The 25,515-nt window shown below is 58.7% G+C and carries 24 protein-coding genes; 2 read left to right on the plus strand and 22 right to left on the minus strand.

What is annotated here, in order from left to right; genetic code table 11:
* Positions 1–93 precede the first annotated feature (93 nt).
* Positions 94–417 (plus strand): ferredoxin FdxA, encoded by a 324-nt coding sequence (gene fdxA / locus HUW52_RS25525; protein ID WP_008077096.1) that lies wholly within the window; start codon positions 94–96, stop codon positions 415–417.
* A 529-nt stretch (positions 418–946) separates the two neighbouring features.
* Here the strand turns inward: fdxA and rpoS are convergent.
* The 8 genes from rpoS to HUW52_RS25565 form a co-directional block, all read right to left on the minus strand.
* Positions 947–1,957: an RNA polymerase sigma factor RpoS gene (rpoS, locus tag HUW52_RS25530; protein ID WP_016985073.1), complete on the minus strand. Its 1,011-nt coding sequence runs from the start codon at positions 1,955–1,957 to the stop codon at positions 947–949.
* 106 nt (positions 1,958–2,063) lie between these two features.
* Complete coding sequence (locus HUW52_RS25535) at positions 2,064–2,933, minus strand: peptidoglycan DD-metalloendopeptidase family protein (RefSeq protein ID WP_175555216.1); 870 nt, start codon at positions 2,931–2,933, stop codon at positions 2,064–2,066.
* Between the two features lie 212 nt (positions 2,934–3,145).
* Positions 3,146–3,781 carry a protein-L-isoaspartate(D-aspartate) O-methyltransferase gene (locus tag HUW52_RS25540; protein WP_171057346.1) on the minus strand — a complete coding sequence of 212 codons (636 nt, stop codon included), beginning with the start codon at positions 3,779–3,781 and terminating at the stop codon, positions 3,146–3,148.
* A 41-nt stretch (positions 3,782–3,822) separates the two neighbouring features.
* A complete protein-coding gene (gene surE / locus HUW52_RS25545; protein ID WP_016985076.1) occupies positions 3,823–4,572 on the minus strand; it encodes a 5'/3'-nucleotidase SurE in 750 nt (249 codons plus the stop codon).
* A complete protein-coding gene (truD, locus tag HUW52_RS25550) occupies positions 4,560–5,618 on the minus strand; it encodes a tRNA pseudouridine(13) synthase TruD (protein WP_175555217.1) in 1,059 nt (352 codons plus the stop codon). The genes surE and truD overlap by 13 nt, the downstream gene beginning before the upstream one ends.
* On the minus strand, positions 5,615–6,088 hold the full coding sequence (gene ispF / locus HUW52_RS25555; RefSeq protein ID WP_016985078.1) for a 2-C-methyl-D-erythritol 2,4-cyclodiphosphate synthase: 474 nt from the start codon (positions 6,086–6,088) through the stop codon (positions 5,615–5,617). Before ispF ends, truD begins: the two co-directional genes overlap by 4 nt.
* A gap of 44 nt (positions 6,089–6,132) precedes the next feature.
* Positions 6,133–6,978 (minus strand): S-formylglutathione hydrolase, encoded by an 846-nt coding sequence (gene fghA / locus HUW52_RS25560; RefSeq protein ID WP_175555218.1) that lies wholly within the window; start codon positions 6,976–6,978, stop codon positions 6,133–6,135.
* A 94-nt stretch (positions 6,979–7,072) separates the two neighbouring features.
* Positions 7,073–8,185 carry an S-(hydroxymethyl)glutathione dehydrogenase/class III alcohol dehydrogenase gene (locus tag HUW52_RS25565; protein ID WP_007908835.1) on the minus strand — a complete coding sequence of 371 codons (1,113 nt, stop codon included), beginning with the start codon at positions 8,183–8,185 and terminating at the stop codon, positions 7,073–7,075.
* 116 nt (positions 8,186–8,301) lie between these two features.
* Here HUW52_RS25565 and HUW52_RS25570 point away from each other — a divergent pair, with 116 nt between their 5' ends.
* Positions 8,302–9,198 (plus strand): LysR substrate-binding domain-containing protein, encoded by an 897-nt coding sequence (locus tag HUW52_RS25570; RefSeq protein WP_016985080.1) that lies wholly within the window; start codon positions 8,302–8,304, stop codon positions 9,196–9,198.
* 143 nt (positions 9,199–9,341) lie between these two features.
* Here the strand turns inward: HUW52_RS25570 and ispD are convergent, their stop codons facing one another.
* The 14 genes from ispD to HUW52_RS25640 form a co-directional block, all read right to left on the minus strand.
* A complete protein-coding gene (gene ispD, locus HUW52_RS25575; protein ID WP_175555219.1) occupies positions 9,342–10,049 on the minus strand; it encodes a 2-C-methyl-D-erythritol 4-phosphate cytidylyltransferase in 708 nt (235 codons plus the stop codon).
* Positions 10,046–10,324, minus strand: a complete 279-nt coding sequence (gene ftsB / locus HUW52_RS25580; RefSeq protein WP_007908838.1) for a cell division protein FtsB — start codon at positions 10,322–10,324, stop codon at positions 10,046–10,048. The genes ispD and ftsB overlap by 4 nt, the downstream gene beginning before the upstream one ends.
* A 171-nt stretch (positions 10,325–10,495) precedes the next feature.
* The gene (gene eno / locus HUW52_RS25585) at positions 10,496–11,785 is read right to left on the minus strand and encodes a phosphopyruvate hydratase (RefSeq protein ID WP_007908839.1); all 1,290 of its coding nucleotides are present in this window, start codon (positions 11,783–11,785) and stop codon (positions 10,496–10,498) included.
* 156 nt (positions 11,786–11,941) lie between these two features.
* On the minus strand, positions 11,942–12,787 hold the full coding sequence (kdsA, locus tag HUW52_RS25590; protein WP_016985082.1) for a 3-deoxy-8-phosphooctulonate synthase: 846 nt from the start codon (positions 12,785–12,787) through the stop codon (positions 11,942–11,944).
* A gap of 5 nt (positions 12,788–12,792) precedes the next feature.
* Positions 12,793–14,424 (minus strand): CTP synthase, encoded by a 1,632-nt coding sequence (locus HUW52_RS25595; RefSeq protein ID WP_016985083.1) that lies wholly within the window; start codon positions 14,422–14,424, stop codon positions 12,793–12,795.
* Positions 14,425–14,698: 274 nt separating this feature from the next.
* Positions 14,699–16,027: a tRNA lysidine(34) synthetase TilS gene (gene tilS, locus HUW52_RS25600; RefSeq protein WP_026000606.1), complete on the minus strand. Its 1,329-nt coding sequence runs from the start codon at positions 16,025–16,027 to the stop codon at positions 14,699–14,701.
* A 146-nt stretch (positions 16,028–16,173) separates the two neighbouring features.
* Positions 16,174–17,121: an acetyl-CoA carboxylase carboxyltransferase subunit alpha gene (locus HUW52_RS25605; protein WP_016985086.1), complete on the minus strand. Its 948-nt coding sequence runs from the start codon at positions 17,119–17,121 to the stop codon at positions 16,174–16,176.
* A 139-nt stretch (positions 17,122–17,260) separates the two neighbouring features.
* Positions 17,261–20,782, minus strand: a complete 3,522-nt coding sequence (dnaE, locus tag HUW52_RS25610) for a DNA polymerase III subunit alpha (protein WP_175555220.1) — start codon at positions 20,780–20,782, stop codon at positions 17,261–17,263.
* Between the two features lie 76 nt (positions 20,783–20,858).
* Positions 20,859–21,485 carry a ribonuclease HII gene (gene rnhB / locus HUW52_RS25615; RefSeq protein ID WP_007908845.1) on the minus strand — a complete coding sequence of 209 codons (627 nt, stop codon included), beginning with the start codon at positions 21,483–21,485 and terminating at the stop codon, positions 20,859–20,861.
* Positions 21,486–21,496: 11 nt separating this feature from the next.
* Positions 21,497–22,627, minus strand: a complete 1,131-nt coding sequence (gene lpxB / locus HUW52_RS25620; RefSeq protein WP_175555221.1) for a lipid-A-disaccharide synthase — start codon at positions 22,625–22,627, stop codon at positions 21,497–21,499.
* Positions 22,628–22,629: 2 nt separating this feature from the next.
* A complete protein-coding gene (lpxA, locus tag HUW52_RS25625; RefSeq protein ID WP_007908847.1) occupies positions 22,630–23,406 on the minus strand; it encodes an acyl-ACP--UDP-N-acetylglucosamine O-acyltransferase in 777 nt (258 codons plus the stop codon).
* Positions 23,403–23,843: a 3-hydroxyacyl-ACP dehydratase FabZ gene (fabZ, locus tag HUW52_RS25630; protein WP_003222142.1), complete on the minus strand. Its 441-nt coding sequence runs from the start codon at positions 23,841–23,843 to the stop codon at positions 23,403–23,405. Before fabZ ends, lpxA begins: the two co-directional genes overlap by 4 nt.
* A 106-nt stretch (positions 23,844–23,949) precedes the next feature.
* The gene (gene lpxD / locus HUW52_RS25635) at positions 23,950–25,005 is read right to left on the minus strand and encodes a UDP-3-O-(3-hydroxymyristoyl)glucosamine N-acyltransferase (protein ID WP_016985090.1); all 1,056 of its coding nucleotides are present in this window, start codon (positions 25,003–25,005) and stop codon (positions 23,950–23,952) included.
* Positions 25,006–25,008: 3 nt separating this feature from the next.
* Positions 25,009–25,512 carry an OmpH family outer membrane protein gene (locus HUW52_RS25640; RefSeq protein ID WP_007908849.1) on the minus strand — a complete coding sequence of 168 codons (504 nt, stop codon included), beginning with the start codon at positions 25,510–25,512 and terminating at the stop codon, positions 25,009–25,011.
* Positions 25,513–25,515: the final 3 nt, after the last annotated feature.

Below are 25,515 nucleotides of genomic sequence, written 5' to 3' on the forward strand. Positions count from 1 at the left end.
GGCTAATAGCCTGGCCAGCAGGTATCGCTCCCGAACCTGGCGACCCCAACCGTGAAGGGGCAACGCTGCCGCCGCCTGAGGAGAAAATTAGAAATGACCTTCGTCGTCACCGACAACTGCATCAAGTGCAAGTACACCGACTGCGTAGAAGTCTGTCCGGTGGACTGCTTTTACGAAGGCCCGAACTTCCTGGTGATTCACCCGGATGAGTGCATCGACTGCGCCCTGTGCGAACCGGAATGCCCGGCCGTAGCCATTTTCTCCGAGGACGAAGTTCCGGAAGAAATGCAGGAGTTCATTCAACTGAACGTTGATCTGGCTGAAATCTGGCCGAACATCACCGAGAAGAAAGAATCGCTGCCGGATGCCGAAGAGTGGGATGGCGTCAAAGGCAAGATCAAAGACCTCGAACGCTGATCTGCCGCGCGCTCGAATGAAAAGGCCCTTTACGGGCCTTTTTGCTTTTCTGTGTTTTGCTTTTCTGCGGGCAAAAAAAAGGGGCGGTATGACCCGCCCACATTTTTTCCCTATTCCCTGTATTCCTTTTCATCGTCCTGATGAATCGCGTCCTGCGATGTCCATTCCCCTCATCCTTGAAGGGCGTGTCTGTCCGTCGACACAACCCGGATACTAGAGAATTCCCCGGAGAGAGCAATCGGCCCGGCGACCGCAAAAGCGCCGTAACAAGCACTTCACATTAAAAAAATAATTATATAAATCAATAAGTTAAATAATAACATTGAGAATAATCGACGTCTGCCGTCTTGTAAAAATAGTGAATACCTACGAAAGAGTAAGCCAAGGCTTACACCGCGAGACTACAAACGATGGAATTGCCAACCGTACGTCCGGTAATGAACAGGGATGCAAGGGATAGCCAACAAATCCAGGCCAACAAAAAGCCCCGAACCAGTCGGGGCTTTTCGTGGGCGGGCGTGTGAGACGCTTACTGGAACAGCGACTCGCTCGACAGGCCATTCTTCTCAAGGATCTCACGAAGGCGCTTGAGGCCTTCCACCTGGATCTGTCTTACCCGTTCCCGGGTTAGACCGATTTCCAGGCCTACGTCTTCCAGCGTGCTGCTCTCGTGACCGCGCAGACCGAAACGACGCACAACCACCTCGCGCTGCTTGTCGGTCAGTTCCGACAACCATTGATCGATGCTCTGCGACAGGTCGTCATCCTGCAGCAGTTCGCACGGATCGGTCGGACGATCATCGGTAAGGGTGTCCAGCAGGGTTTTATCCGAATCAGGACCCAGCGAGACGTCGACCGAAGAAACCCGTTCATTCAGGCCCAGCATGCGCTTGACCTCGCCCACCGGTTTTTCCAGCAGGTTGGCGATTTCTTCGGGTGAAGGTTCGTGATCAAGCTTTTGCGTCAGTTCCCGTGCGGCCCGCAAGTACACATTCAACTCTTTGACCACGTGAATCGGCAACCGGATGGTCCGGGTCTGATTCATGATTGCGCGCTCGATGGTCTGACGAATCCACCAGGTTGCGTAGGTCGAGAAGCGAAAGCCGCGCTCGGGATCAAACTTTTCTACCGCGCGGATCAGTCCGAGGTTGCCCTCTTCGATCAGATCCAGCAGCGACAGCCCTCGATTGACGTAACGCCGGGCGATTTTGACCACCAGCCGCAGGTTACTTTCAATCATGCGCTTGCGCCCGGCCGGATCGCCACTCTGCGACAGTCGCGCAAAATGTACTTCTTCCTCGGGAGAGAGCAATGGGGAAAAGCCGATTTCATTGAGGTACAACTGCGTGGCATCCAGTGCCCGAGTGTAGTCGATGTACTTATGTTGTTTAAGTGAAGCGGAGTGTTTGGATTTGGAACGAACGGAAGGTGGAGCAGCCCCTTCATCATTCGACATCGAAGATTCCGAATCGATGCCGGCCTCCATAAGGAGAACCTCATCGTCGATGTCAAACTCCGGCACTTCTTTACTGAGAGCCATTGTTATAGTCCTTTGGTGAGTTCGACCCCAAGCTCAAGCGACGCCTTTATCCTTGGCAGCGCTGGAGCCTGTCCCCTCTACGCGACGGAACAGGCTGGCTTACAAATCAACGTCTTGGCAGGAACTGCAGCGGATCTACAGGTTTACCTTGGCGGCGAATCTCAAAATGCAGTTTCACCCGGTCCGTACCCGTTGACCCCATTTCGGCAATTGTCTGTCCGACCTTGACCTGCTGTCCCTCCCGAACCAACAGCCTGCGGTTATGGCCGTAGGCACTGACGTAGGTTTCGCTGTGTTTGATGATGACTAATTCGCCGTAGCCCCTTAAGCCACTCCCGGCGTATACCACCGTCCCATCAGACGCAGCTAAAACAGGCTGTCCCAAATCCCCGGCGATATCAATTCCTTTATTCAAACTACCGTTTGAAGAGAATTTTCCAATCAGAATGCCATTAGATGGCCACCCCCAGCCGGTCGGGGCCGGGCCTGCTGGAGGCAGTGGCGCAGGTGCCGGTTTGCTCGCGACGGACGGTACAGCCCCCGTAGAACCGGTGATTGTAGTGGTGGTCGTGCCATTTGCCTGGCGCCGGATTACCGTGGTTTTACTCGACGAAGAAGGCGAAGAACTGCTGTTGCTCACCACCGCCGTCGGCGTTGAACCGGTGCGGCCATCAAAGCGAATTGTCTGACCCGGATGGATCGTGTACGGCGTAGGAATATTGTTCCGGGCCGCGAGAGCTTTGTAGTCCCAACCATAGCGAAACGCGATCGAAAACATCGTATCGCCGGGACGGACTACATATTGTCCGGTTGTCACGGTAGGACGCTGGGCCACCGCGTTGTTGCGATCAACGACCCGGACATTGCTCGATTTGGTGCTGGAGCAACCGACCAGCAAGGTGCTCAAGACAAGGCCAGTCACCAGGCGCTGAAAGCTCGTGTTACCCATACGCTGCGCAATGACTGTGAGACTCACCCGCCGCTCCCTTTGTGGTGGCTGAAAAATGTGAAATGCCGGATTCCGGCATGAGGTGTCGCAAGTATAACGGGCCGGATCGGCTTTACCTTTAATGAAGCGAAATCGCTTCGCGCACACGTTTGCAAGTTGGCAATCTGCTGCGTTTAAACCATCGCTGCCGGAGTAGGACACAGGCGAACGAAAGGAATTCAGCGCACCTGAATAAATGCTCAGGCCAGTGGCCCGTTGAGCAACGGCACGAAACGAACTGCCCCCAGAACGTGTCGGGAAAAGCCGTTTTCCTCACGCACGATCAGCAACAATTGCTGCACTTCTCCGGAGCCCACCGGAATCACCATGCGCCCGCCCGGAGCCAATTGGTCGAGCAAGGCTTGCGGGACATCGGTGGCCACGGCGGTGACGATAATACCGTTATAGGGCGCCAGCGCCGGCCAGCCTTCCCAGCCATCCCCCCAACGAAATACCACGTTGCGCAGATTCAGCTCGACCAGGCGTTCCTTGGCGCGATCCTGCAGCACCTTGATGCGCTCAACCGAGAAGACGCGCTCGACCAGTTGCGACAACACGGCGGTCTGGTAACCGGAACCGGTGCCGATCTCCAGCACTTTATCCAGTGGCCCGGCCTCCAGCAGCAGCTCGCTCATGCGCGCCACCATATAAGGCTGGGAAATGGTCTGGTTGTTGCCGATCGGCAGCGCCGTGTCTTCGTAAGCGCGGTGTGCCAGCGCCTCGTCGACGAACAGATGACGCGGTGTGCGCCGGATCACTTCGAGGACCTTGGCGTTGGACACGCCTTCTTCATACAAGCGCTGGATCAGACGCTCACGGGTACGCTGGGAAGTCATGCCGATGCCGCTACGCAATCGGTCTTCGTGTTCACGGGCCATCAGCGCAGTCCCTCCAGCCAGCCATCGAGGCTTCTAAAGGCTTCATTGAAGGTCCGATCGAGCTGCAACGGCGTGATGGACACATAGCCCTGCATCACCGCATGAAAGTCCGTGCCCGGGCCGCCATCCTCGGCATCACCGGCGGCGGCAATCCAGTAACCGGCCTTGCCACGCGGATCGACCACTTTCATCGGCGCCGCCGCCCGGGCGCGGTGGCCGAGGCGGGTCAACTGAATACCGCGAATATGGTCGATCGGCAAATTGGGAATGTTCACGTTGAGCACCGTGCGCGGCGGCAGATCCAGCCCGGCGTGGGCCTCGACCAGTTTGCGCGCAAAGTATGCCGCTGTCGGCAAATTATCCACCTGCCGCGAGACCAGCGAGAAGGCAAATGACGGACGCTCGAGAAAGCGCCCTTCGAGCGCTGCCGCGACGGTGCCGGAATACAACACATCATCGCCCAGATTGGCGCCGAGGTTGATCCCGGACACCACCATGTCCGGCTGGCGCTCCAGCAAGCCATTAAGGCCCAAGTGCACGCAGTCGGTCGGTGTGCCGTTGAGGCTGATAAAGCCGTTGGCCAGGTATTGCGGATGCAACGGACGGTCGAGCGTCAGCGAACTGCTGGCGCCGCTCTTGTCCTGCTCCGGGGCGATAACCACGCATTCGGTGTAATCCGCCAGCGCAGCATAAAGCGCAGCGAGACCGGGTGCGGTTACCCCATCGTCGTTAGAAATCAGAATACGCATGGGCTGTCCGTCTGCCCCACCGGCACCAGATCAACGAGCTCGCGCACCAATACGGTGGCGAAGCATCCGGCCGGGAGGACGAATTCCAGTTGCAGAATGTCAGGCTGGGGATAATGCCACGTCAACCCGCCAATGGGCAGCCGCAGGATGCGACGTTCGTGGCTCATGCCGGCATGAACCAACCAATCGCGCAGCTCCGCTTCACCGGCGGCAATCCCCTGCTCCAGTTCATGGACAACGCCTGCGGTCGGCGAGTCACCTTCGCCCCACTGCGGGCCGGTTGGATGCAGATCGAGAATCGCCAGGCGCGGATCGCTGCACTCGGCTTCACCGGCGGGGAAAAAACTCCGACTGTCGGTGAACGCGAGCAGATCGCCGACCTGGGCTTTTTGCCAGGTGCCATCGGCCACCCGGGCGGCGAGCACCTTGTTGAACAGGAAGCTGCGCGCCGTCGACAGCAGGCGCGAACGCACATTACGTTGCTCAGGCAAGGCTTTGCGCGCGGCCCACGCCCGCGCATCAACGACGTTGCCGCCGTCATGGCCAAAACGTTGGGCGCCGAAATAATTGGGGATGCCTTGTTTGGCGATCAGTTGCAGACGCTCTTCGATTGCAGCTTTGTCGCCGGAGAATTGGGTCAGGCGCAGCGTGAAACCGTTGGCCGAATGCGCACCGCGTTGCAATTTGCGCTTGTGGCGGGTGGTCTTGAGGATCTTCAGCGTGTCGTTTTCCGCCGCCGAAAGATCCGGATCAGCCTTGCCCGGCAATTGCACGCTGAACCACTGACGGGTCAGCGCCTGACGATCCTTGAGCCCGGCATAGCTGACGGTGCGCAATGGCACCCCGGCTGCCTTGGCGATACGGCGCGCGGCTTCTTCAGTATTCAGGCCACGTTTTTCAACCCAGATCCACAGGTGCTCGCCGTCGCCGCTGAACGGGATATCGAGGACTTCATCGACCTGAAAATCTTCAGCGATGGCTTTCAGTACTGCGCTGCCGAGGGGTTCGCCATAGGCCCGTGGGCCGAGCAGTTGCAGTTCATTCATGCGCGCAGCAACAAGGCAACGGAGTGCACGGCGACGCCTTCTTCGCGACCGACAAAGCCGAGCTTTTCGGTGGTGGTAGCTTTCACGTTCACTTGATCCAACTCAACTTGAAGATCCGCCGCGATCAGCGCGCGCATCGATTCGATATGCGGGGCCATTTTCGGCGCCTGGGCAACGATGGTGTTATCGACGTTGCCGACTTTCCAGCCTTTGGCATGGATCAGCGCGACCACGTGACGCAGCAGAGCACGACTGTCGGCGCCTTTGAATTGCGGGTCGGTGTCCGGGAAATGCTTGCCGATATCACCCAGCGCCGCAGCGCCGAGCAAGGCATCGCTCAAGGCGTGCAGCAGGACGTCACCGTCGGAATGAGCGAGCAGCCCGAAGCTGTGTGCAATGCGCACGCCGCCCAGAGTAATGAAATCGCCTTCAGCGAAACGGTGCACATCATAGCCGTGGCCAATACGCATAAAAAAAACGCCCCGATTTTTGTCAGGGCGTGATTCTACCTGCATTAACCGCGCAGGGCGCGTGCGTGATGCTGCAAGTGGTCGTCTATAAAGCTTGAGATGAAGAAATAGCTGTGGTCGTAGCCCGGTTGCAGGCGCAACGTCAGCGGATGGCCCGCTTGTTTTGCCGCTTGTTGCAGGGCTTCGGGTTTGAGCTGGGTAGCGAGGAAGTCATCGCGATCACCTTGATCGACAAGCAATGGCAGCTTCTCGGTGGCCTCAGCGATCAAGGCGCAGGCATCCCACTCTTTCCACTTGGAACGGTCTTCGCCCAGGTAACGGGAGAACGCCTTCTGCCCCCACGGACAATCCATCGGATTGTTGATGGGCGAGAATGCCGACACCGATTGATAGCGCCCAGGATTTCGCAATGCGCAGACCAACGCACCGTGACCGCCCATGGAGTGGCCGCTGATGCTGCGTTTGTCCGTAGCGGGGAAATGCGCTTCAACCAATGAAGGCAATTCCTGCACGACATAGTCATGCATCCGATAGTGCCGCGACCAAGGTTCTTGCGTGGCATTCAGATAGAACCCGGCACCGAGGCCGAAATCCCACGCGCCATCCGGATCGCCAGGCACATCAGCGCCGCGTGGACTGGTGTCCGGGGCGACGATGATCAGCCCGAGTTCGGCGGCCATGCGCATCGCGCCGGCCTTCTGCATGAAGTTCTCGTCGGTGCAGGTCAGGCCGGACAACCAATACAAAACCGGCAGCTTGCCGCCCTGCTCCGCCTGCGGCGGCAGGTACACGGCGAACACCATGTCGCAGCCGAGCACATCGGAGCGATGGCGATAGCGCTTGTGCCAACCGCCGAAACTCTTCTGACAGGAGATATTTTCCAGACTCATGGGATTCTCCCAGCTGCAAGTGGCAAGCTTCGAGCTTCAAGAAAAGGCAAAAGCGCCTTTGCTTGCAGCTTGAAGCCTGTCACTTGCGCTGCTTTTAGAAATGAATGACGGTACGGATGCTCTTGCCTTCGTGCATCAGGTCGAACGCCTTGTTGATGTCTTCCAGGCCCATGGTGTGGGTGATGAAAGTGTCCAGCGGGATCTCGCCGCTCTGCGCCATGTCGACGTAGCTTGGCAATTCGGTACGACCGCGCACGCCGCCGAATGCCGAACCGCGCCAGACGCGACCGGTGACCAACTGGAACGGACGGGTCGCGATTTCCTGGCCAGCACCGGCCACACCGATGATTACCGACTCGCCCCAACCTTTGTGGCAGCACTCAAGCGCGGCGCGCATCAGTTGCACGTTGCCGATGCATTCGAAGGAGAAGTCGACGCCGCCATCGGTCATGTCGACGATCACTTCCTGAATCGGACGATCGAAGTCTTTCGGGTTCACGCAGTCGGTGGCGCCGAGTTGCTTGGCGATCTCGAACTTGGCCGGGTTGATGTCGATGGCGATGATGCGCGCAGCCTTGGCTTTCACCGCGCCGATCACCGCAGACAGACCAATGCCGCCCAGACCGAAGATGGCCACGGTGTCACCCGGTTTGACCTTGGCGGTGTTAAGCACTGCACCGATGCCGGTGGTGACGCCACAGCCCAGCAGGCAAACTTTTTCCAGTGGCGCGTCTTTGGAGATCTTGGCCACGGAGATTTCCGGCAACACGGTGTATTCCGAGAACGTCGAAGTACCCATGTAGTGGAAAATCGTTTCGCCCTTGTAGGAAAAACGCGAAGTGCCGTCCGGCATCAAACCTTTGCCCTGAGTCGCGCGAATCGCCTGACACAGGTTGGTCTTGCCCGATTTGCAGAATTTGCACTGGCCGCATTCCGGGGTGTACAGCGGAATGACGTGATCGCCTACGGCAACCGAGGTCACGCCTTCGCCGATCGCTTCAACGATGGCGCCACCTTCGTGACCGAGGATCGACGGGAAGATGCCTTCCGGATCCGCGCCGGACAGTGTGTAGGCGTCGGTGTGGCAAACACCGGAAGCGACGACACGCAGCAACACTTCACCGGCCTTGGGCATGGCGACATCGACTTCTACGATTTCCAGCGGCTTCTTGGCCTCGAAGGCAACGGCGGCGCGCGACTTGATCATGCTGACTCTCCAGTGAATGCATTGAATAAAAAACCAGACAAGGAGTGTAATACATGGCTTTACGATGAATAATCCGGACAAAAGCAAAACATTATTGCCATACAGGGATAATCCCCATGTCCGAAAACCGCTGGGAAGGCATCGACGAGTTCGTCGCCGTCGCTGAATGCAACCAGTTCACCGCCGCCGCCGAACGTCTTGGGGTTTCGTCCTCGCACATCAGTCGACAAATCGTACGGTTGGAGGAGCGTTTACAGACGCGCCTGCTCTATCGAAGCACCCGCCGGGTGACGCTGACTGAGGCCGGACAGACATTCCTGCAACATTGCCAACGCTTGCAGGATGGTCGTGAGGAAGCACTGCGTGCGGTTGGCGATCTGACCAGCGAACCGAAAGGCATGTTGCGCATGACCTGTGCCGTCGCGTACGGCGAGCGCTTTATCGTGCCGCTGGTCACGCGGTTCATGGGGCTGTATCCGCAGCTGCGCATCGATATCGAACTGAGCAATCGCCAGCTCGATCTGGTGCATGAAGGGCTGGATCTGGCGATTCGTCTGGGACGTTTGCAGGACTCGAGGTTGGTCGCGACACGCCTGGCGCCACGGCGAATGTATCTCTGCGCGTCACCGTCCTACGTTGAGCGGTACGGTCGCCCACACAGTCTGTCGGAGTTGAGTCGGCACAATTGCCTGATTGGCAGCTCGGACATCTGGCAGCTTGAGCAAAACGGGCGGGAGTTTTCCCAGCGCGTGCAGGGCAACTGGCGCTGCAACAGTGGGCAAGCGGTGCTGGATGCGGCGCTTCAAGGCGTGGGGTTGTGTCAGTTGCCGGATTATTACGTGCTGGAGCATCTGCACAGCGGTGCGCTGATTTCGTTGCTGGAGGCGCATCAGCCGCCGAATACGGCGGTGTGGGCGCTGTATCCGCAGCAGCGGCATTTGTCGCCGAAGGTGCGCAAGTTGGTGGATTTTCTAAAGGAAGGGTTGGCTGAGCGGCCGGAGTATCGAAGCTGAGTGATGGGTTGCCTGAACTACCGCTTTCGCGAGCAGGCTCGCTCCCACAGGGGAATGGCGGCGAATGCAAATTTGGGGTCAGGCGCAAATCAAATGTGGGAGCGAGCCTGCTCGCGAATGCGATCTGAAAAGCGCCACTGCACTCAGCGGCGGTTAGCCCAACGCTGACGCAACCATTCGAGATCTTCAGGCCGGGTGACCTTGAGGTTATCCGCCCGCCCTTCAATCAGACGCGGCTTCAGCCCCGCCCACTCCATCGCCGAAGCTTCATCAGTAATCAGCGCATCCGCCACCAGACTGTCCGCCAACGCCCGATGCAACGCACCAAGGCGGAACATCTGCGGCGTGTACGCCTGCCAGATCACGCTGCGATCCACGGTTTCCACAACGCGCCCATACTTATCGACCCGCTTCAACGTGTCGCGCGCAGGGACGGCGAGCAAACCGCCGACCGGATCATCCGCCAGTTCATCGAGTAACCTGTCGAGATCATCGCGACTCAGATTCGGCCGTGCCGCATCGTGCACCAACACCCAATCTTCATCATCGGCACCCTGCGCATGCAGATGCAGCAAGGCATTGAGCACCGAACCAGAACGCTCGGCCCCGCCGTCAACCCGCTGAATGCGCGGATCGCTGGCGCAGGCCAGGTTTGGCCAGTAAGGATCATCAACCGCAAGACTGACCACCAGCCCCTTGAGGCTTGGGTGATCGAGGAAACAGCCGAGGCTGTGTTCAAGAATTGTGCGCCCGCCCAGTTGCAGATACTGCTTGGGGCGGTCTGCGGCCATTCGGGCACCGACGCCCGCGGCAGGAATCACGGCCCAGAAGGCCGGCAGGGAATTGATCATTGGGCCAACTGATAAAGGGTTTCGCCGTCCTTGACCATGCCCAGTTCGTGACGAGCCCGTTCTTCAACGGTCTCCATGCCCTTTTTCAACTCGCTGACTTCAGCGTCCATCACTCGGTTGCGCTCCAGCAAACCTTCGTTCTCGGCGTGTTGATCAGCAATCTGCTGATTCAACTCGGCGACCTGCGCCAGACTGCCATTGCCCACCCACAGGCGGTACTGCAGACCGGCCAGTAGCAAGAGCAAAACGAGAAACAACCAGTAAGGACTGCGCATCGAATATCAGGTATCCAGTGAAAAAAGACAGCCACGCCAAAACTTTGAAGCATCTGATAGCACGAAGCCTGGAAGACCCAGGCTTGTGCTGTTAAGGCATCAGATTAGTGGCAAATCCATCGCTGTCACGACTTTTTCGACACAATCCGGTGTCCTTCCATCGATTTGTACTTAGCCGCGGAACTCGCTGCGACCGTTGTACTTGGCCTTGCCATTCAACTGCTCTTCGATACGCAGCAGTTGGTTGTACTTGGAAACACGGTCAGAACGGCACAGCGAACCGGTCTTGATCTGGCCAGCCGAGGTGCCCACAGCCAGGTCGGCAATGGTCGAATCTTCGGTTTCGCCCGAACGGTGCGAGATCACTGCGGTGTAACCGGCAGCCTTGGCCATCTGGATGGCTTCCAGGGTTTCGGTCAGGGTGCCGATCTGGTTGAACTTGATCAGGATCGAGTTGGCGATGTTTTTATCGATGCCCTCTTTCAGGATCTTGGTGTTGGTCACGAACAGGTCGTCGCCCACCAGTTGAACCTTCTCGCCGATCTTGTCGGTGAGGATCTTCCAGCCAGCCCAGTCAGACTCGTCCAGACCGTCTTCGATCGAGATGATCGGATAACGTTCGGTCAGACCTTTCAGGTAGTCAGCGAAACCTTCAGCGGTGAACACCTGACCTTCGCCGGACAGGTTGTACTTGCCGTCTTCGTAGAATTCGCTGGCCGCGCAATCCAGCGCCAGGGTCACGTCGGTGCCCAGCTTGTAACCGGCGTTGGCCACCGCTTCGGAGATCACTTTCAACGCGTCTTCGTTGGACGCCAGGTTCGGTGCGAAACCGCCTTCGTCGCCAACGGCAGTGCTCAGGCCACGGGCCTTCAGCACAGCTTTCAAGTGATGGAAAATCTCGGTGCCCATGCGCAGACCTTCCGAGAACGACTTGGCGCCAACCGGCTGCACCATGAATTCCTGGATGTCGACGTTGTTATCGGCGTGCTCGCCACCGTTGATGATGTTCATCATCGGTACCGGCATCGAGTAGACACCCGGCGTACCGTTGAGGTTGGCGATGTGTGCGTACAGCGGCAGATCCTGATCCTGAGCAGCAGCCTTGGCCGCAGCCAGGGACACGGCGAGGATGGCGTTGGCGCCCAGGGTCGCTTTGTTTTCAGTACCGTCGAGCTTGATCATCGCGTGATCCAGGGCTTTCTGGTCGCTTGGGTCGGTGCCCAGCAGCAGATCGCGGATCGGACCGTTGATGTTGGCTACCGCTTTGAGCACGCCCTTGCCCAGATAACGGCTCTTGTCGCCATCACGCAGCTCGAGCGCTTCACGCGAGCCAGTGGATGCACCGGACGGCGCGCAAGCGCTGCCGATGATGCCGTTGTCGAGAAGCACGTCCGCTTCCACGGTGGGATTGCCACGGGAGTCGAGAACTTCACGACCTTTGATGTCGACGATTTTTGCCATTGTTGTAAACACTCCAAAGTTGACGAAAACGACGCAGCTAGAGGAAATCTTTTTACCGTCGGCAAGGGGGTGCAGCGGGCAGACTTGCAGACGATAACGCTCATGCCCGAGGGCATGAGCGACAAATCGTGCGGTACTTTACCGGAGAATTGAGTGTTACGCGGTTTCTACCGTCGGAAAACTCTTCACCAGTTCGTCCAGAGCTTTGAGCTGGGCCAGAAATGGCTCCAGTTTGTCCAGACGCAAGGCGCAAGGGCCGTCGCATTTGGCGTTGTCCGGATCCGGGTGCGCTTCGAGGAACAGACCTGCCAGCGACTGGCTCATGCCCGCCTTGGCCAGATCCAGAACCTGGGCACGGCGACCACCAGCGGAGTCGGCACGACCACCCGGCATTTGCAGCGCGTGGGTCACGTCGAAGAATACCGGGTACTCGAACTGCTTCATGATGCCGAAGCCGAGCATGTCGACCACGAGGTTGTTGTAGCCGAAGCTCGAACCACGCTCGCAGAGGATCAGTTGATCGTTACCCGCTTCCACGCACTTGTTCAGGATGTGTTTCATTTCCTGAGGGGCGAGGAACTGGGCTTTCTTGATGTTGATCACTGCATTGGTCTTGGCCATCGCGACGACCAGATCGGTCTGGCGCGACAGGAAGGCCGGCAGTTGAATGATGTCGCAGACCTCAGCGACGACCGCGGCCTGATCAGGCTCGTGGACGTCGGTGATGATCGGCACGCCGAAAGCTTGTTTGATGTCCTGAAAGATGCGCATGCCCTCTTCCAGGCCAGGACCACGATAGGAGGTCACAGAAGAACGGTTGGCCTTGTCGAAACTGGCCTTGAACACGTAAGGGATACCGAGTTTCTCGGTGACCTTCACGTACTCCTCGCAAACCTGCATGGCCATGTCACGGCTTTCCAGCACGTTCATGCCACCGAACAGCACCATGGGTTTGTCGTTGGCAATCTCGATGTCGCCGACGCGGATGATCTTCTGTGCCATCGGGGTTACGCCTTCTTCTGGTGTTGAGCCAATGCTGCTTTGACAAAACCGCTGAACAGCGGATGGCCATCACGTGGTGTCGAGGTGAACTCTGGGTGGAACTGGCAAGCGACGAACCATGGATGATCCGCAGCTTCAACCACTTCAACCAACGCTGCGTCAGCGGAGCGACCGGAGATTTTCAGGCCGGCTTCGATGATTTGCGGCAGCAGGTTGTTGTTCACTTCGTAACGGTGACGGTGACGTTCAACGATCACGTCCTTGCCGTAGCAGTCGTGCACCTTGGAACCGGCTTCGAGCAGGCATTCCTGAGCGCCGAGGCGCATGGTGCCGCCCAGATCGGAGCTTTCGGTACGCACTTCAACAGCACCGGTAGCGTCTTCCCACTCGGTGATCAGACCCACAACCGGGTGGCCGCTGGCGCGATCGAACTCGGTGGAGTTGGCGTCTTTCCAGCCCATCACGTTACGGGCGAACTCGATGACCGCCACTTGCATGCCCAGGCAGATACCCAGGTATGGAACCTTGTTTTCACGAGCGTACTGAACGGCAGTGATCTTGCCTTCCACGCCGCGCAGACCAAAGCCGCCCGGGACGAGGATCGCGTCGACACCTTCGAGCAGCGCAGTGCCCTGGTTCTCGATGTCTTCGGAATCGATGTAGCGCAGGTTGACCTTGGTACGGTTGCTGATGCCGGCGTGACTCATCGCTTCGATCAGCGACTTGTAGGCGTCCAGCAGCTCCATGTACTTGCCGACCATGGCGATGGTCACTTCGTGTTCCGGGTTCAGCTTGGCGTCAACCACTGCTTCCCACTCGGACAGGTCAGCGCTGCCGCATTGCAGGCCGAAACGCTCGACAACAAAATCGTCCAGACCCTGCGAGTGCAGGATGCCCGGGATCTTGTAGATGGTGTCGGCGTCTTCCAGCGCGATCACCGCACGTTCTTCAACGTTGGTGAACTGCGCGATCTTGCGACGCGACGAGACGTCGATCGGGTGATCGGAACGGCACACCAGCACGTCTGGCTGCAGGCCGATCGAACGCAGCTCTTTGACCGAGTGCTGGGTTGGCTTGGTTTTGGTCTCGCCAGCGGTGGCGATGTACGGCACCAAAGTCAGGTGCATCAGCATCGCGCGCTTGGCGCCGACTTCGAAACGCAGTTGACGGATGGCTTCGAGGAACGGTTGCGACTCGATGTCACCGACGGTGCCACCGATTTCAACCATTGCCACGTCAGCGTCACCGGCCCCCTTGATGATACGGCGCTTGATTTCGTCGGTGATGTGCGGGATCACCTGGATGGTTGCACCCAGGTAGTCACCACGGCGCTCTTTGCGCAGCACGTGCTCGTAGACACGGCCAGTGGTGAAGTTGTTGTTCTGGGTCATGGTCGTGCGGATGAACCGCTCGTAGTGGCCCAGGTCCAGGTCGGTTTCGGCGCCGTCGTGGGTGACGAACACTTCACCGTGCTGGAACGGGCTCATCGTGCCCGGGTCGACGTTGATGTACGGGTCCAGCTTCAGCATGGTGACCTTAAGTCCCCGCGCCTCCAGGATGGCCGCCAATGAAGCCGATGCAATGCCTTTCCCCAATGAAGAAACAACACCGCCCGTGACGAATATGTAGCGCGTCATGAAAAACCCTAGAAGTCTGCGTTAAAGCGGTACGAGCCGCCGGGGAAAGCGAAGGAAGGCCGAAGCCCCCGATCACCTGCATTAATCACAGTGCACCTTTCAAAAAAACCGCCGCGTTGGGACAGACCGGCAGATGAAACACCGGTACGTTGCTCGCTACACATTTTTTGGAATCGCCCAGCAAAGACTGCTTGGTAATCGGCAACTCCTGCAATTCAGGCGAATCCACAGAAGTTGTATCAAGAAGGGAGCGTAGTCTACCGGAATGCTCCTTTCAGCTCAAACCTTGATCTTCGTCTGTTGGCTGCCAATGCAATTTCCAGCCATCGTGCGCATCGCCATCAAGTCCCGGCAGGTTCGCCACCGCAAGCAATTCTGCATCGCGAAACAGCAGCGGCAATCTGCCACGCACGAAGCCCGGCACTGCGCGCTCATTGAGCAGGCGCTTGAGATCACGGTGGCCGCGATCCGCCAGATGCATGACCTCACCGCCCTGACGATAGGCAATGCGCAGCGGCCCGGAAGGAGTCTGCCCGCTGAACATGACACGTCCGTTATCGGCCAAGCGAAGCGCTGACGCCGGGCTCTGCCACTCGCACCCGATCACTGGCGTGCGCAGCCACTGACCGCTGAGCCACCATAGCCGACCGGCGCTGCGGTGCAGTTCGCCATCGGCCAGACGCCAGATCGGTGACGCATCAGGAGCGGCATCGCACAGATCCGACCAACCCGACCAATGGTCGGTGTCAGGCAGGCGCGTCAGCGGCTCAAGCCAGTGACTGAGGGCGTTTCGTTGACGAGCGACAGACAATGCAGCCAGCGGCGCCAGTTCCAATGACGGCAATCCCAGCCATTCGAATTCATGCGCGGTGGCGGCGTCAGCCAGATCAATCTGCGCCAGTTCATCGAGCAGCCCCTGGGCTTCACGCAGATGCGCAGCGCTGCGAGCCATGCTCGCCTGCGCTTGCGGCCAGCGCTCGCTCAGCGACGGCATGACCTGATGCCGCAGGTAATTGCGCGAGAATTGCTGATCCTGATTGGATGGGTCTTCGATCCAGACCAATCGGTGAGCCTGCGCATAGGCTTCGAGTTCGGCCCGGGAAACATCGAGCAATGGACGAATCAATGTGCCCTGCCCCATTGGCCGCTGCTTAGGCATCCCCGCCAATCCGCGCACACCCGCACCACGCATGAGTCGAAACAACAGCGTTTCCGCTTGATCATCACGATGCTGGCCAGTGAGCAACACGTCATTGGCTTGCGTCAGTGAACCGAACACTGTGTACCGCGCATCCCGCGCCGCGCGCTCCAAGCTTGCACCCGGCTGCACCTTCACACGCTCGATCAGCAACGGAACACCCAGCGCATCGCACACGGACTGGCAATGCTGCGGCCACGCGTCAGCCGCAGCCTGGAGGCCGTGGTGAATGTGGATAGCACTGAGTGGAGGGAGGGATTCGGATTTTGCGAAATGGGCGAGCAGGTGTAGCAGAACAGTGGAGTCGAGACCACCGGAGAAGGCGATACGCCAATGAGTGGCGTTGCGCCAAGGCTCAAGGTTCAGTAATAGCCGGGAAGGCAAATCAATCGAGAGCTGACTCATTTTTTCACCTTCACCGAAACCAATGTGGGAGCGAGCTTGCTCGCGAAAGCGGTTCAACATTCAACATTTTCGTTGTCTGTTATAACGCCTTCGCGAGCAAGCTCGCTCCCACAGTGTTTTGCATTGTCAGCTGAATCGGCGTTCGATCAGAGGCCGTAGCTCATCAGTCGATCATAACGACGCTTCAACAGCGCTTCATTATCGAACTTCTTCAGCATCGCCAGTTGCGAGCTCAGTTCGGCACGGATCGACGCCGCTGCGGTAGCCGGGTCACGGTGTGCGCCGCCCAGTGGCTCGCCGATGACTTTGTCGACAATGCCCAGGCCTTTCAGACGCTCGGCGGTAATGCCCATCGCCTCAGCAGCATCCGGCGCTTTTTCCGCGGTTTTCCACAGAATCGAAGCGCAACCTTCCGGCGAGATCACCGCGTAGGTCGAGTATTGCAACATGTTCAACTGATCGCAGACACCGATGGCCAGAGCACCGCCGGAACCACCTTCACCGATAACGGTGGCGATGATTGGAGTCTTCAGGCGCGACATCACGCGCAGGTTCCAGGCAATCGCTTCGCTCTGGTTGCGCTCTTCAGCGTCAATACCCGGGTAAGCACCCGGGGTGTCGATGAAGGTCAGGATCGGCATTTTGAAACGCTCGGCCATTTCCATCAGACGGCAAGCCTTACGGTAGCCTTCCGGACGCGGCATGCCGAAGTTGCGGCGCACCTTCTCGCGCACTTCACGGCCCTTCTGGTGACCGATGATCATCACCGGCTGATCGTCCAGGCGGGCGATACCGCCAACGATTGCTGCGTCGTCAGAGAAGTGACGGTCGCCGTGCAGTTCGTCGAACTCGGTGAAGATGTGCTCGATGTAGTCGAGGGTGTACGGGCGTTTCGGGTGACGCGCCAGGCGTGCGATCTGCCAGCTGGTCAGCTTGCCGAAGATGTCTTCGGTCAGCGTTTTGCTCTTGTCCTGCAGGCGGGAGATCTCATCGCCGATATTCAGCGAATTGTCATTACCGACCAAGCGCAACTCTTCGATCTTGGCTTGCAGGTCGGCGATCGGCTGTTCGAAATCTAGAAAATTCGGGTTCATAGGCGTCCGTCTTGGGTCGTGTCCCAAATGAGCTTGGGCCGGCCGGTTGTCTATTCGCGCCCTACCTTAAGGGAGAGGCGCGCTGAGGTCGAGATTAAAAATTCAGGTTGCGGGCAAGCGCAATGATGGCACTTGCCGGTCAACGGTATTGGAGGAAGACGTTGTCTCGCCCGAACTGGTCACGCAGAGCCTGAATCAAGGCATCCGCCGGATCAATTCGCCACGTCTCGCCGAACTGCAGCAAGGTCTTCGCATCCGGGCTGGTGTATTCCATGGTGATCGGGCACGCGCCGCGATGACGCTTGAGCAGATCACCCAACCAGCGTAGCTGATCACCTTTCAGATCCTGGGTTTGCAGTTTCAGGCGCAGGCTCTCGGCGAGGTTGGTGCGCGCATCTTCCATGCTCATCACGCGTTTGACCCGCAGGCGCAGGCCACCGGAGAAGTCGTCGTTGCTGACTTCGCCTTCGACCACCACCATCGCATCTGTCTGCAACAGCGATTGCGCAGAATGGAACGCATCGGCAAACAGCGACGCCTCGATCCGTCCGGAGCGGTCGTCGAGGGTAATGAAGCCCATCTTGTCGCCCTTCTTGTTCTTCATCACGCGCAGGGCAATGATCATCCCCGCCACGGTTTGGGTATCCCGGGCCGGTTTCAGGTCGATGATGCGCTGACGGGCGAAACGGCGAATCTCGCCTTCGTATTCGTCGATCGGGTGGCCGGTCAGGTACAGGCCCAAGGTATCTTTCTCACCTTTGAGGCGCTCCTTGAGGGTCAGCTCCTTGGCCTTGCGATGCACCGCGTAAACGTCGGCGTCCTCCTCGACAAACAAACCACCAAACAGGTCGGCGTGGCCGCTGTCGTGAGTGCGCGCCGTCTGCTCAGCGGACTTGATCGCCTCTTCCATTGCGGCCAGCAGCACCGCGCGGTTGCGGTCGATGTTGGCCTGATAAGCCTTTTGCTCTTCATGGAAGAACGGGCCGAGACGATCCAGTGCACCGCTGCGGATCAAACCGTCGAGGGTGCGCTTGTTGATGCGTTTGAGGTCGACGCGGGCGCAGAAATCGAACAGATCCTTGAACGGCCCGTCCGCGCGCGCCTCAGTAATCGCTTCAACAGGACCCTCGCCCACACCCTTGATCGCGCCGAGGCCATAAATGATGCGGCCTTCGTCGTTCACCGTGAACTTGAATTCCGAAGTATTCACATCCGGCGCGTCGAGACGCAGCTTCATGGTGCGAATTTCTTCGATCAAGGTCACGACCTTGTCGGTGTTGTGCATGTCCGCCGACAGTACCGCGGCCATGAACGGCGCCGGGTAGTGGGTTTTCAGCCAGGCGGTCTGGTACGACACCAGACCGTAAGCAGCCGAGTGAGACTTGTTGAAGCCGTAACCGGCGAATTTTTCCACCAGGTCGAAAATGTTACCGGCGAGGTCGGCGTCGATATTGTTGGTCTTGCAACCTTCAATGAAACCGCCGCGCTGTTTGGCCATCTCTTCGGGCTTTTTCTTACCCATCGCCCGACGCAGCATGTCCGCACCACCGAGGGTGTAACCGGCCATGACCTGGGCAATCTGCATCACCTGTTCCTGATACAGGATGATGCCGTAAGTCGGCGCCAGAACAGGCTTCAAACCTTCGTACTGGTAATCCGAGTGCGGATACGCCAGTTCGGCGCGACCGTGCTTACGGTTGATGAAGTCGTCCACCATGCCGGACTGCAGCGGGCCCGGACGGAACAGGGCCACCAGTGCGATCAAGTCTTCGAGGCAGTCGGGCTTGAGCTTTTTGATCAGCTCTTTCATGCCGCGGGATTCAAGCTGGAACACCGCGGTGGTTTCAGCTTTTTGCAGCAGCGTGTACGTCGGTTTGTCGTCGAGCGGGATAAACGCGATGTCCAGCGGCGGCTCGTCGACCTTGGCGCGGTCGCGGTTGATGGTCTTCAGCGCCCAGTCGATCACCGTCAGCGTCCGCAGACCGAGGAAGTCGAACTTCACCAGACCGGCGGCTTCAACGTCGTCCTTGTCGAACTGGGTTACCAGACCGTCACCGGCCTCGTCGCAATAGATCGGCGAAAAGTCAGTCAGTTTGGTCGGCGCAATAACCACACCACCGGCGTGCTTACCAACGTTACGCACGACGCCTTCGAGCTTGCGCGCCATCTCCCAGATTTCCGCAGCCTCTTCATCGACCTTGATGAAGTCACGCAGAATTTCTTCCTGCTCGTAGGCTTTTTCCAGGGTCATGCCGACTTCGAACGGAATCATCTTCGACAGACGATCTGCCAAGCCGTAGGACTTGCCCTGCACCCGCGCCACGTCACGCACCACCGCTTTTGCGGCCATGGAACCGAACGTGATGATCTGGCTCACCGCGTTGCGGCCGTATTTTTCGGCCACGTAATCGATCACGCGGTCGCGACCGTCCATGCAGAAGTCGACGTCGAAGTCGGGCATCGAGACCCGTTCCGGGTTAAGGAAACGTTCGAACAGCAGGTCGTATTCCAGCGGGTCGAGGTCGGTGATCTTCTGCACGTAGGCCACCAGCGATCCGGCACCCGAACCACGGCCCGGGCCTACCGGTACGCCGTTGCTCTTGGCCCACTGGATAAAGTCCATCACGATCAGGAAGTAACCGGGGAAGCCCATCTGGATGATGATATCCAGCTCGAAATTCAAGCGGTCGACGTAGACCTGACGCTTGGCTTCGTAGTCTTCGGTGGTGTCTTTGGGCAGCAGTACCGACAAGCGTTCTTCGAGACCGTCGAAGGAGACTTTGCGGAAGTATTCGTCGATGGTCATGCCATCGGGAATCGGAAAGTTGGGCAAAAAGTGCGTGCCCAATTTGACTTCGATGTTGCAGCGCTTGGCAATCTCGACGGTGTTTTCAATGGCGTCGGGAATATCGCTGAACAACTCGATCATTTCCTCGGCGCTTTTCAGGTATTGCTGATCGCTGTAATTCTTCGAGCGCCGCGGATCGTCGAGGGCGCGGCCCTCACCGATGCACACGCGGGTTTCGTGGGCGGCGAAATCTTCCTGCTTGATGAAGCGCACATCGTTGGTCGCCACCAGCGGCGCACCAAGCTTGTCGGCGAGTGCGACGGCGCCGTGCAGTTGTTCTTCATCGTTAGGGCGGTTGGTGCGCTGGATTTCCAGATAGAAACGATCCGGGAATACCGCCATCCACTCACGCGCCAGCGCTTCGGCTTCGGCCGGGTTGCCGCCAATCATGGCCATGCCGATCTCGCCTTCTTTGGCGGCGGACAGCATGATCAGGCCTTCGTTGGCTTCAGCGACCCACTCACGCTCGACGATGATCATGCCGTTGCGCTGGCCTTCGATGAAGCCGCGCGAGATCAACTCGGTGAGATTGCGATAGCCCTTGGCATTCATCACCAACAGGCTGAGCCGGCTCAGGGGAGCGTCCGGGTCTTTGTTCGACAGCCACAGGTCAGCGCCGCAGATCGGCTTGATGCCCGCGCCCATGGTGTTTTTGTAGAATTTGACCAGCGAGCACATGTTGTTCTGGTCGGTGACCGCGACCGCCGGCATGTTCATGCCGGTCAGCGCCTTGACCAATGGCTTGATCCGCACCAGCCCATCGACCAGGGAGTATTCAGTGTGCAGGCGTAGATGAACGAATGAAGCCGGCATAGTGATCCTGTCCAGTTACATAGAGACAACAAGGCCCGGATTGTACCGGGCCTCGAACAAAACATCAGCCTTGCGACTAAACCTGCGTCAGACCTTCCAGCGCTTCATAAGCCTGACGCACCGGGGCAAACGAGCGCCGGTGAATCGGCGTCGGGCCAAGACGCACCAAGGCTTCCAGATGAACGGGCGTCGGGTAGCCTTTATGGCCGCCGATGCCGTAACCCGGGTAGATCAATTCGAACGCAGCCATTTCACGGTCGCGACTGACTTTGGCAAGAATCGACGCAGCAGCAATCGCCGGCACCTTGCCGTCGCCCTGTACCACTGCTTCGGCGCGCATCGGCAATTGCGGGCAGCGATTGCCGTCGATCATCGCCAGTTTCGGCTGGATGTGCAGGCCGGCGACGGCGCGCTGCATGGCCAGCATGGTCGCGTGCAAGATGTTCAGCTCGTCGATTTCTTCGACTTCGGCGCGGGCAATGCACCAGCTCAGGGATTTCTCGATGATTTCGTCGTAGAGCTTTTCACGCTTGGCTTCAGTGAGTTTTTTCGAGTCGTTGAGGCCCAGGATCGGCCGATTCGGATCGAGGATCACCGCCGCCGTGACCACGGCACCGCACAACGGGCCACGACCGACTTCATCGACACCGGCGACCAGTTCTTCGACTTCGGCGACCAGCGTGAAATCCAGGCCCATCTGCATGCTTGTCTTGCTCATCGTGTCTGACCGATCAGGTTAAGGACGGCGTCCGCCGCCTGATTGGAGGCGTCCAGGCGCAGTGTGCGGTGAATCTCGTCGAAGCCGCGGGTCTGCTCTTCGCCGCCTTCGATCAGCGGCGACAGGGTCTGCGCCAACGCTTCGACCGTCGCATCATCCTGCAACAACTCCGGGACCAGCAGACGCTGGGCCAGCAGATTCGGCAAGGACACGTACGGGCTCTTGACCATGTGTTTCAGAATCCAGAACGTCAGCGGTGCCAAACGGTACGCCACCACCATCGGCCGCTTGTACAACAGCGCTTCAAGGGTCGCGGTACCGGAGGCGATCAATACGGCGTTGCACGCGGCCAGAGCCAGATGGGATTTGCCGTCGAGCAAGGTCACCGGCAGATCGCGGCCGGCGAGCAACTCTTCAAGTTGCGCGCGGCGTTCCGGGTTGGCGCAAGGAATGACAAAACGCAAACCCGGGCGCATAGCACGCAGACGTTCGGCGGTATCGAGGAACAGCGCCCCCAGACGGGAGACTTCGCCGCCCCGGCTGCCGGGCATCAACGCCACCAGCGGGCCATCGGGCAAGCCCAGCTCGGCACGGGCCGCAGCACGATCGGCCTCCAATGGGATGGTATCGGCCAAGGTGTGACCGACGAACCGCACTGGCACACCCTTCTCTTCGTAAAATTTTGCTTCGAACGGCAGCAGCGTCAGCATCAGATCGCAGCCTTCGCGGATCTTCAGTACACGCTTCTGCCGCCACGCCCACACCGAAGGGCTGACGTAATGCACGGTTTTGATCCCGGCCTGACGCAGCTTGAGTTCGATATTGAGGTTGAAGTCCGGCGCGTCGATGCCGATGAACACGTCCGGCTTCTCGGCGATCAGCGTAGCGATCAGGTCCTTGCGGCGCTTGAGCAACTCACGCAGGCGCCCGAGCACTTCCACCAGGCCCATGACCGACAAACGCTCCATCGGAAAGTAGGAGGTCAGGCCTTCGGCCTGCATCAACGGGCCGCCGACGCCGATGAATTCGACCGCCGGATGCTGTGCCTTGAGGGCGCGCATGAGACCGGCGCCGAGAATGTCACCGGAAGCTTCACCCGCCACCAGCGCAATACGCAAATTGGCCATGATCAGCGAGTGATGCCGCGAGTCGACGACTGAATGGAGTCACGGAATATCGCAACTTCGGGGAACTGCGCAGCAGGCTCGGCCAGTTCGGCCAACGCCTGTTCGACCGTGAGACCTTGGCGATAGACAGTTTTGTAGGCGCGACGCAGGGTGTGGATCGCGTCTTCGCTGAAACCGCGACGGCGCATGCCTTCGAAGTTCATGCTGCGTGCTTCGGCCGGGTTGCCGAACACGGTGACGAACGCCGGAACGTCCTTGCCGATGGCAGTGCCCATGCCGGAAAAGCTGTGGGCGCCGATGTGGCAATACTGGTGCACCAGAGTAAACCCGGAGAGGATCGCCCAATCATCCACGTGCACATGGCCGGCCAACGCGGTGTTGTTGACCAGAATGCAGTGGTTGCCGATGACGCTGTCGTGACCGATGTGCGCGTAGGCCATGATCAGGTTGTGATCGCCAAGCGTGGTTTCCGAACGGTCCTGAACGGTGCCACGGTGAATCGTCACGCCTTCGCGGATGACGTTGTGATCACCGATCACCAGACGGGTTTCTTCACCCTTGTACTTCAGATCGGGCGTGTCTTCGCCTACCGAAGAAAACTGGTAGATACGATTGTGCTTGCCGATGCGGGTCGGACCTTTGAGGATCACATGCGGCCCGATCACGGTACCCTCGCCGATTTCCACACCTGCGCCGATGATCGACCACGGGCCGACCTCGACGCCGTCAGCCAGAACGGCCGACGGATCGATGATTGCGCGAGGGTCAATCAAACTCATAGCTTGCGTTCCGCACAGATGATTTCAGCGGAGCAGACTGGCTTGCCGTCGACCGAAGCCTGGCATTCGAATTTCCAGATCTGGCGCTTGCAACTGATGAACTTGGCTTCGAGGATCAACTGATCGCCCGGCAGCACAGGCTGGCGGAAGCGCAGCTTGTCGGAACCGACAAAGTAATACAGGGTGCCGTCGGCCGGTTTGACGTCGAGCATTTTGAAACCGAGGATCCCGGCAGCCTGAGCCATCGCTTCGATGATCAGTACGCCCGGCATGATTGGATGCGCAGGGAAGTGACCATTGAAGAACGGTTCATTGATGCTGACATTCTTGTAGGCGCGAATGCGCTTGCCTTCAGTGTCCAGTTCCACCACCCGGTCCACCAGCAGAAACGGGTAACGGTGAGGCAGGTATTCGCGAATCTCGTTGATGTCCATCATTTCGGGGGGAAGCCTATGTAAAGATTGGGAGCGCGACTGACGCGCACTCCTCTAGCAAATCAAGGAGGCAGTCTAGAGGCTGTGCACACTTGATATGGAAATGGTATCAGCCATCAGATGAAGCATTGCCGTCAGGGGTCACTTCCCCTACGCGCTTTTCCAGCTGTTTCAACCGCCGCGCGATGTCATCGAGCTGACGGATGCGGGCCGCGCTTTTGCGCCATTCGGCCGCCGGTTGCATGGCTGTGCCGGAAGAATAGGCACCCGGCTCGGTAATCGAGTGGGTCACCATGGTCATCCCGGTCAGGAAAACGTTGTCGCAAATATCAATGTGGCCAACCAGGCCAACACCACCGGCCAGCATGCAATGCTTGCCGATCTTGGTGCTGCCGGAGATCCCGACGCAGGCCGCCATAGCGGTGTGATCACCGACCTGTACGTTGTGGGCGATCTGAATCTGGTTGTCGAGCTTCACGCCATTGCCGATCACGGTATCAGCCAGAGCGCCGCGGTCGATGGCGGTATTCACGCCAATCTCGACATCGTCGCCGATGGTCACACCACCGATCTGGGCGATCTTCTGCCAGATGCCTTTTTCGTTGGCAAAGCCGAAGCCTTCACCGCCGAGCACTGCACCGGACTGAATTACCACACGCTTGCCGATGCGCACGTCGTGATACAGCGTCACACGTGGGGCGAGCCAGCCGCCTTCGCCGATTTCGCTGCGGGCACCGACGAAGCAATGCGCGCCCAGTGTCACTTGCGCACCGATCCGCGCACCGGCCTCGATCACCACGAATGGGCCGACGCTGGCGGTTGGATCAACCACTGCGTCTGCCGCAATGACCGCCGAAGGATGGATACCCGCAGTGGCTTTTGGCTTGGGATCGAACAAGTGTGAGATGCGTGCGTAAGCCAGGTAAGGATCAGGCACCACCAACGCATTACCGGCAAAACCTTCGGCATCGGCTTCTTTGAGCAGCAATGCTGCTGCCTGCGAGCCCGCCAGGTATTTGCGATATTGAGGGTTTGCCAGAAAGCTCAACTGAGCTGGGCCAGCCTCTTGCAAAGTGGCTAGCCCAGTAATTTGCTTCTCAGGGTCGCCACGCAGGGTGGCGCCGAGGAACTCGGCCAACTGGCCGAGCTTGATAGTCACGGTCATGGGTTACTTCAGCTGATTCATGCGCTCGATAACCTGGCGCGTGATGTCGTACTGAGGTTTGACATCGATGACTGCGCCACGCTCGAACACCAGGTCAAAACCACCTTTCTTGATGACTTCTTCCACTGCGCTATCCAGTTTCGGCTTCAGTTGCTTGAGCATTTCGCGGTCGGCAACGGCTTTGGCTTCGTTCAGCTCCTTGGACTGGAACTGGAAGTCACGGGCCTTTTGCTTGAATTCCAGCTCCAGACGCTCACGCTCACCTTGCTGCATTTTGTCGCCACCGGCCATCAGACGGTCCTGAATGCCTTTGGCGCTGCTTTCCAGCGTCTTCAGTTTGGTCAGTTGAGGACCGAACTTCTTCTCGGCATCCACGGCGTATTTCTTCGCGGCGTCGGATTCCAGCAGGGCCATCTGATAGTTCAGAACGGCAATTTTCATGTCGGCAAATGCCGGGCCTGCCACCATCAAGGAGGCCAGGAGAACCAATTGAGTCAACTTACGCACGAT

The sequence above is a fragment of the Pseudomonas sp. 43A genome (assembly GCF_013363935.1).
Classification (GTDB): Bacteria; Pseudomonadota; Gammaproteobacteria; order Pseudomonadales; family Pseudomonadaceae; genus Aquipseudomonas; species Aquipseudomonas crudilactis.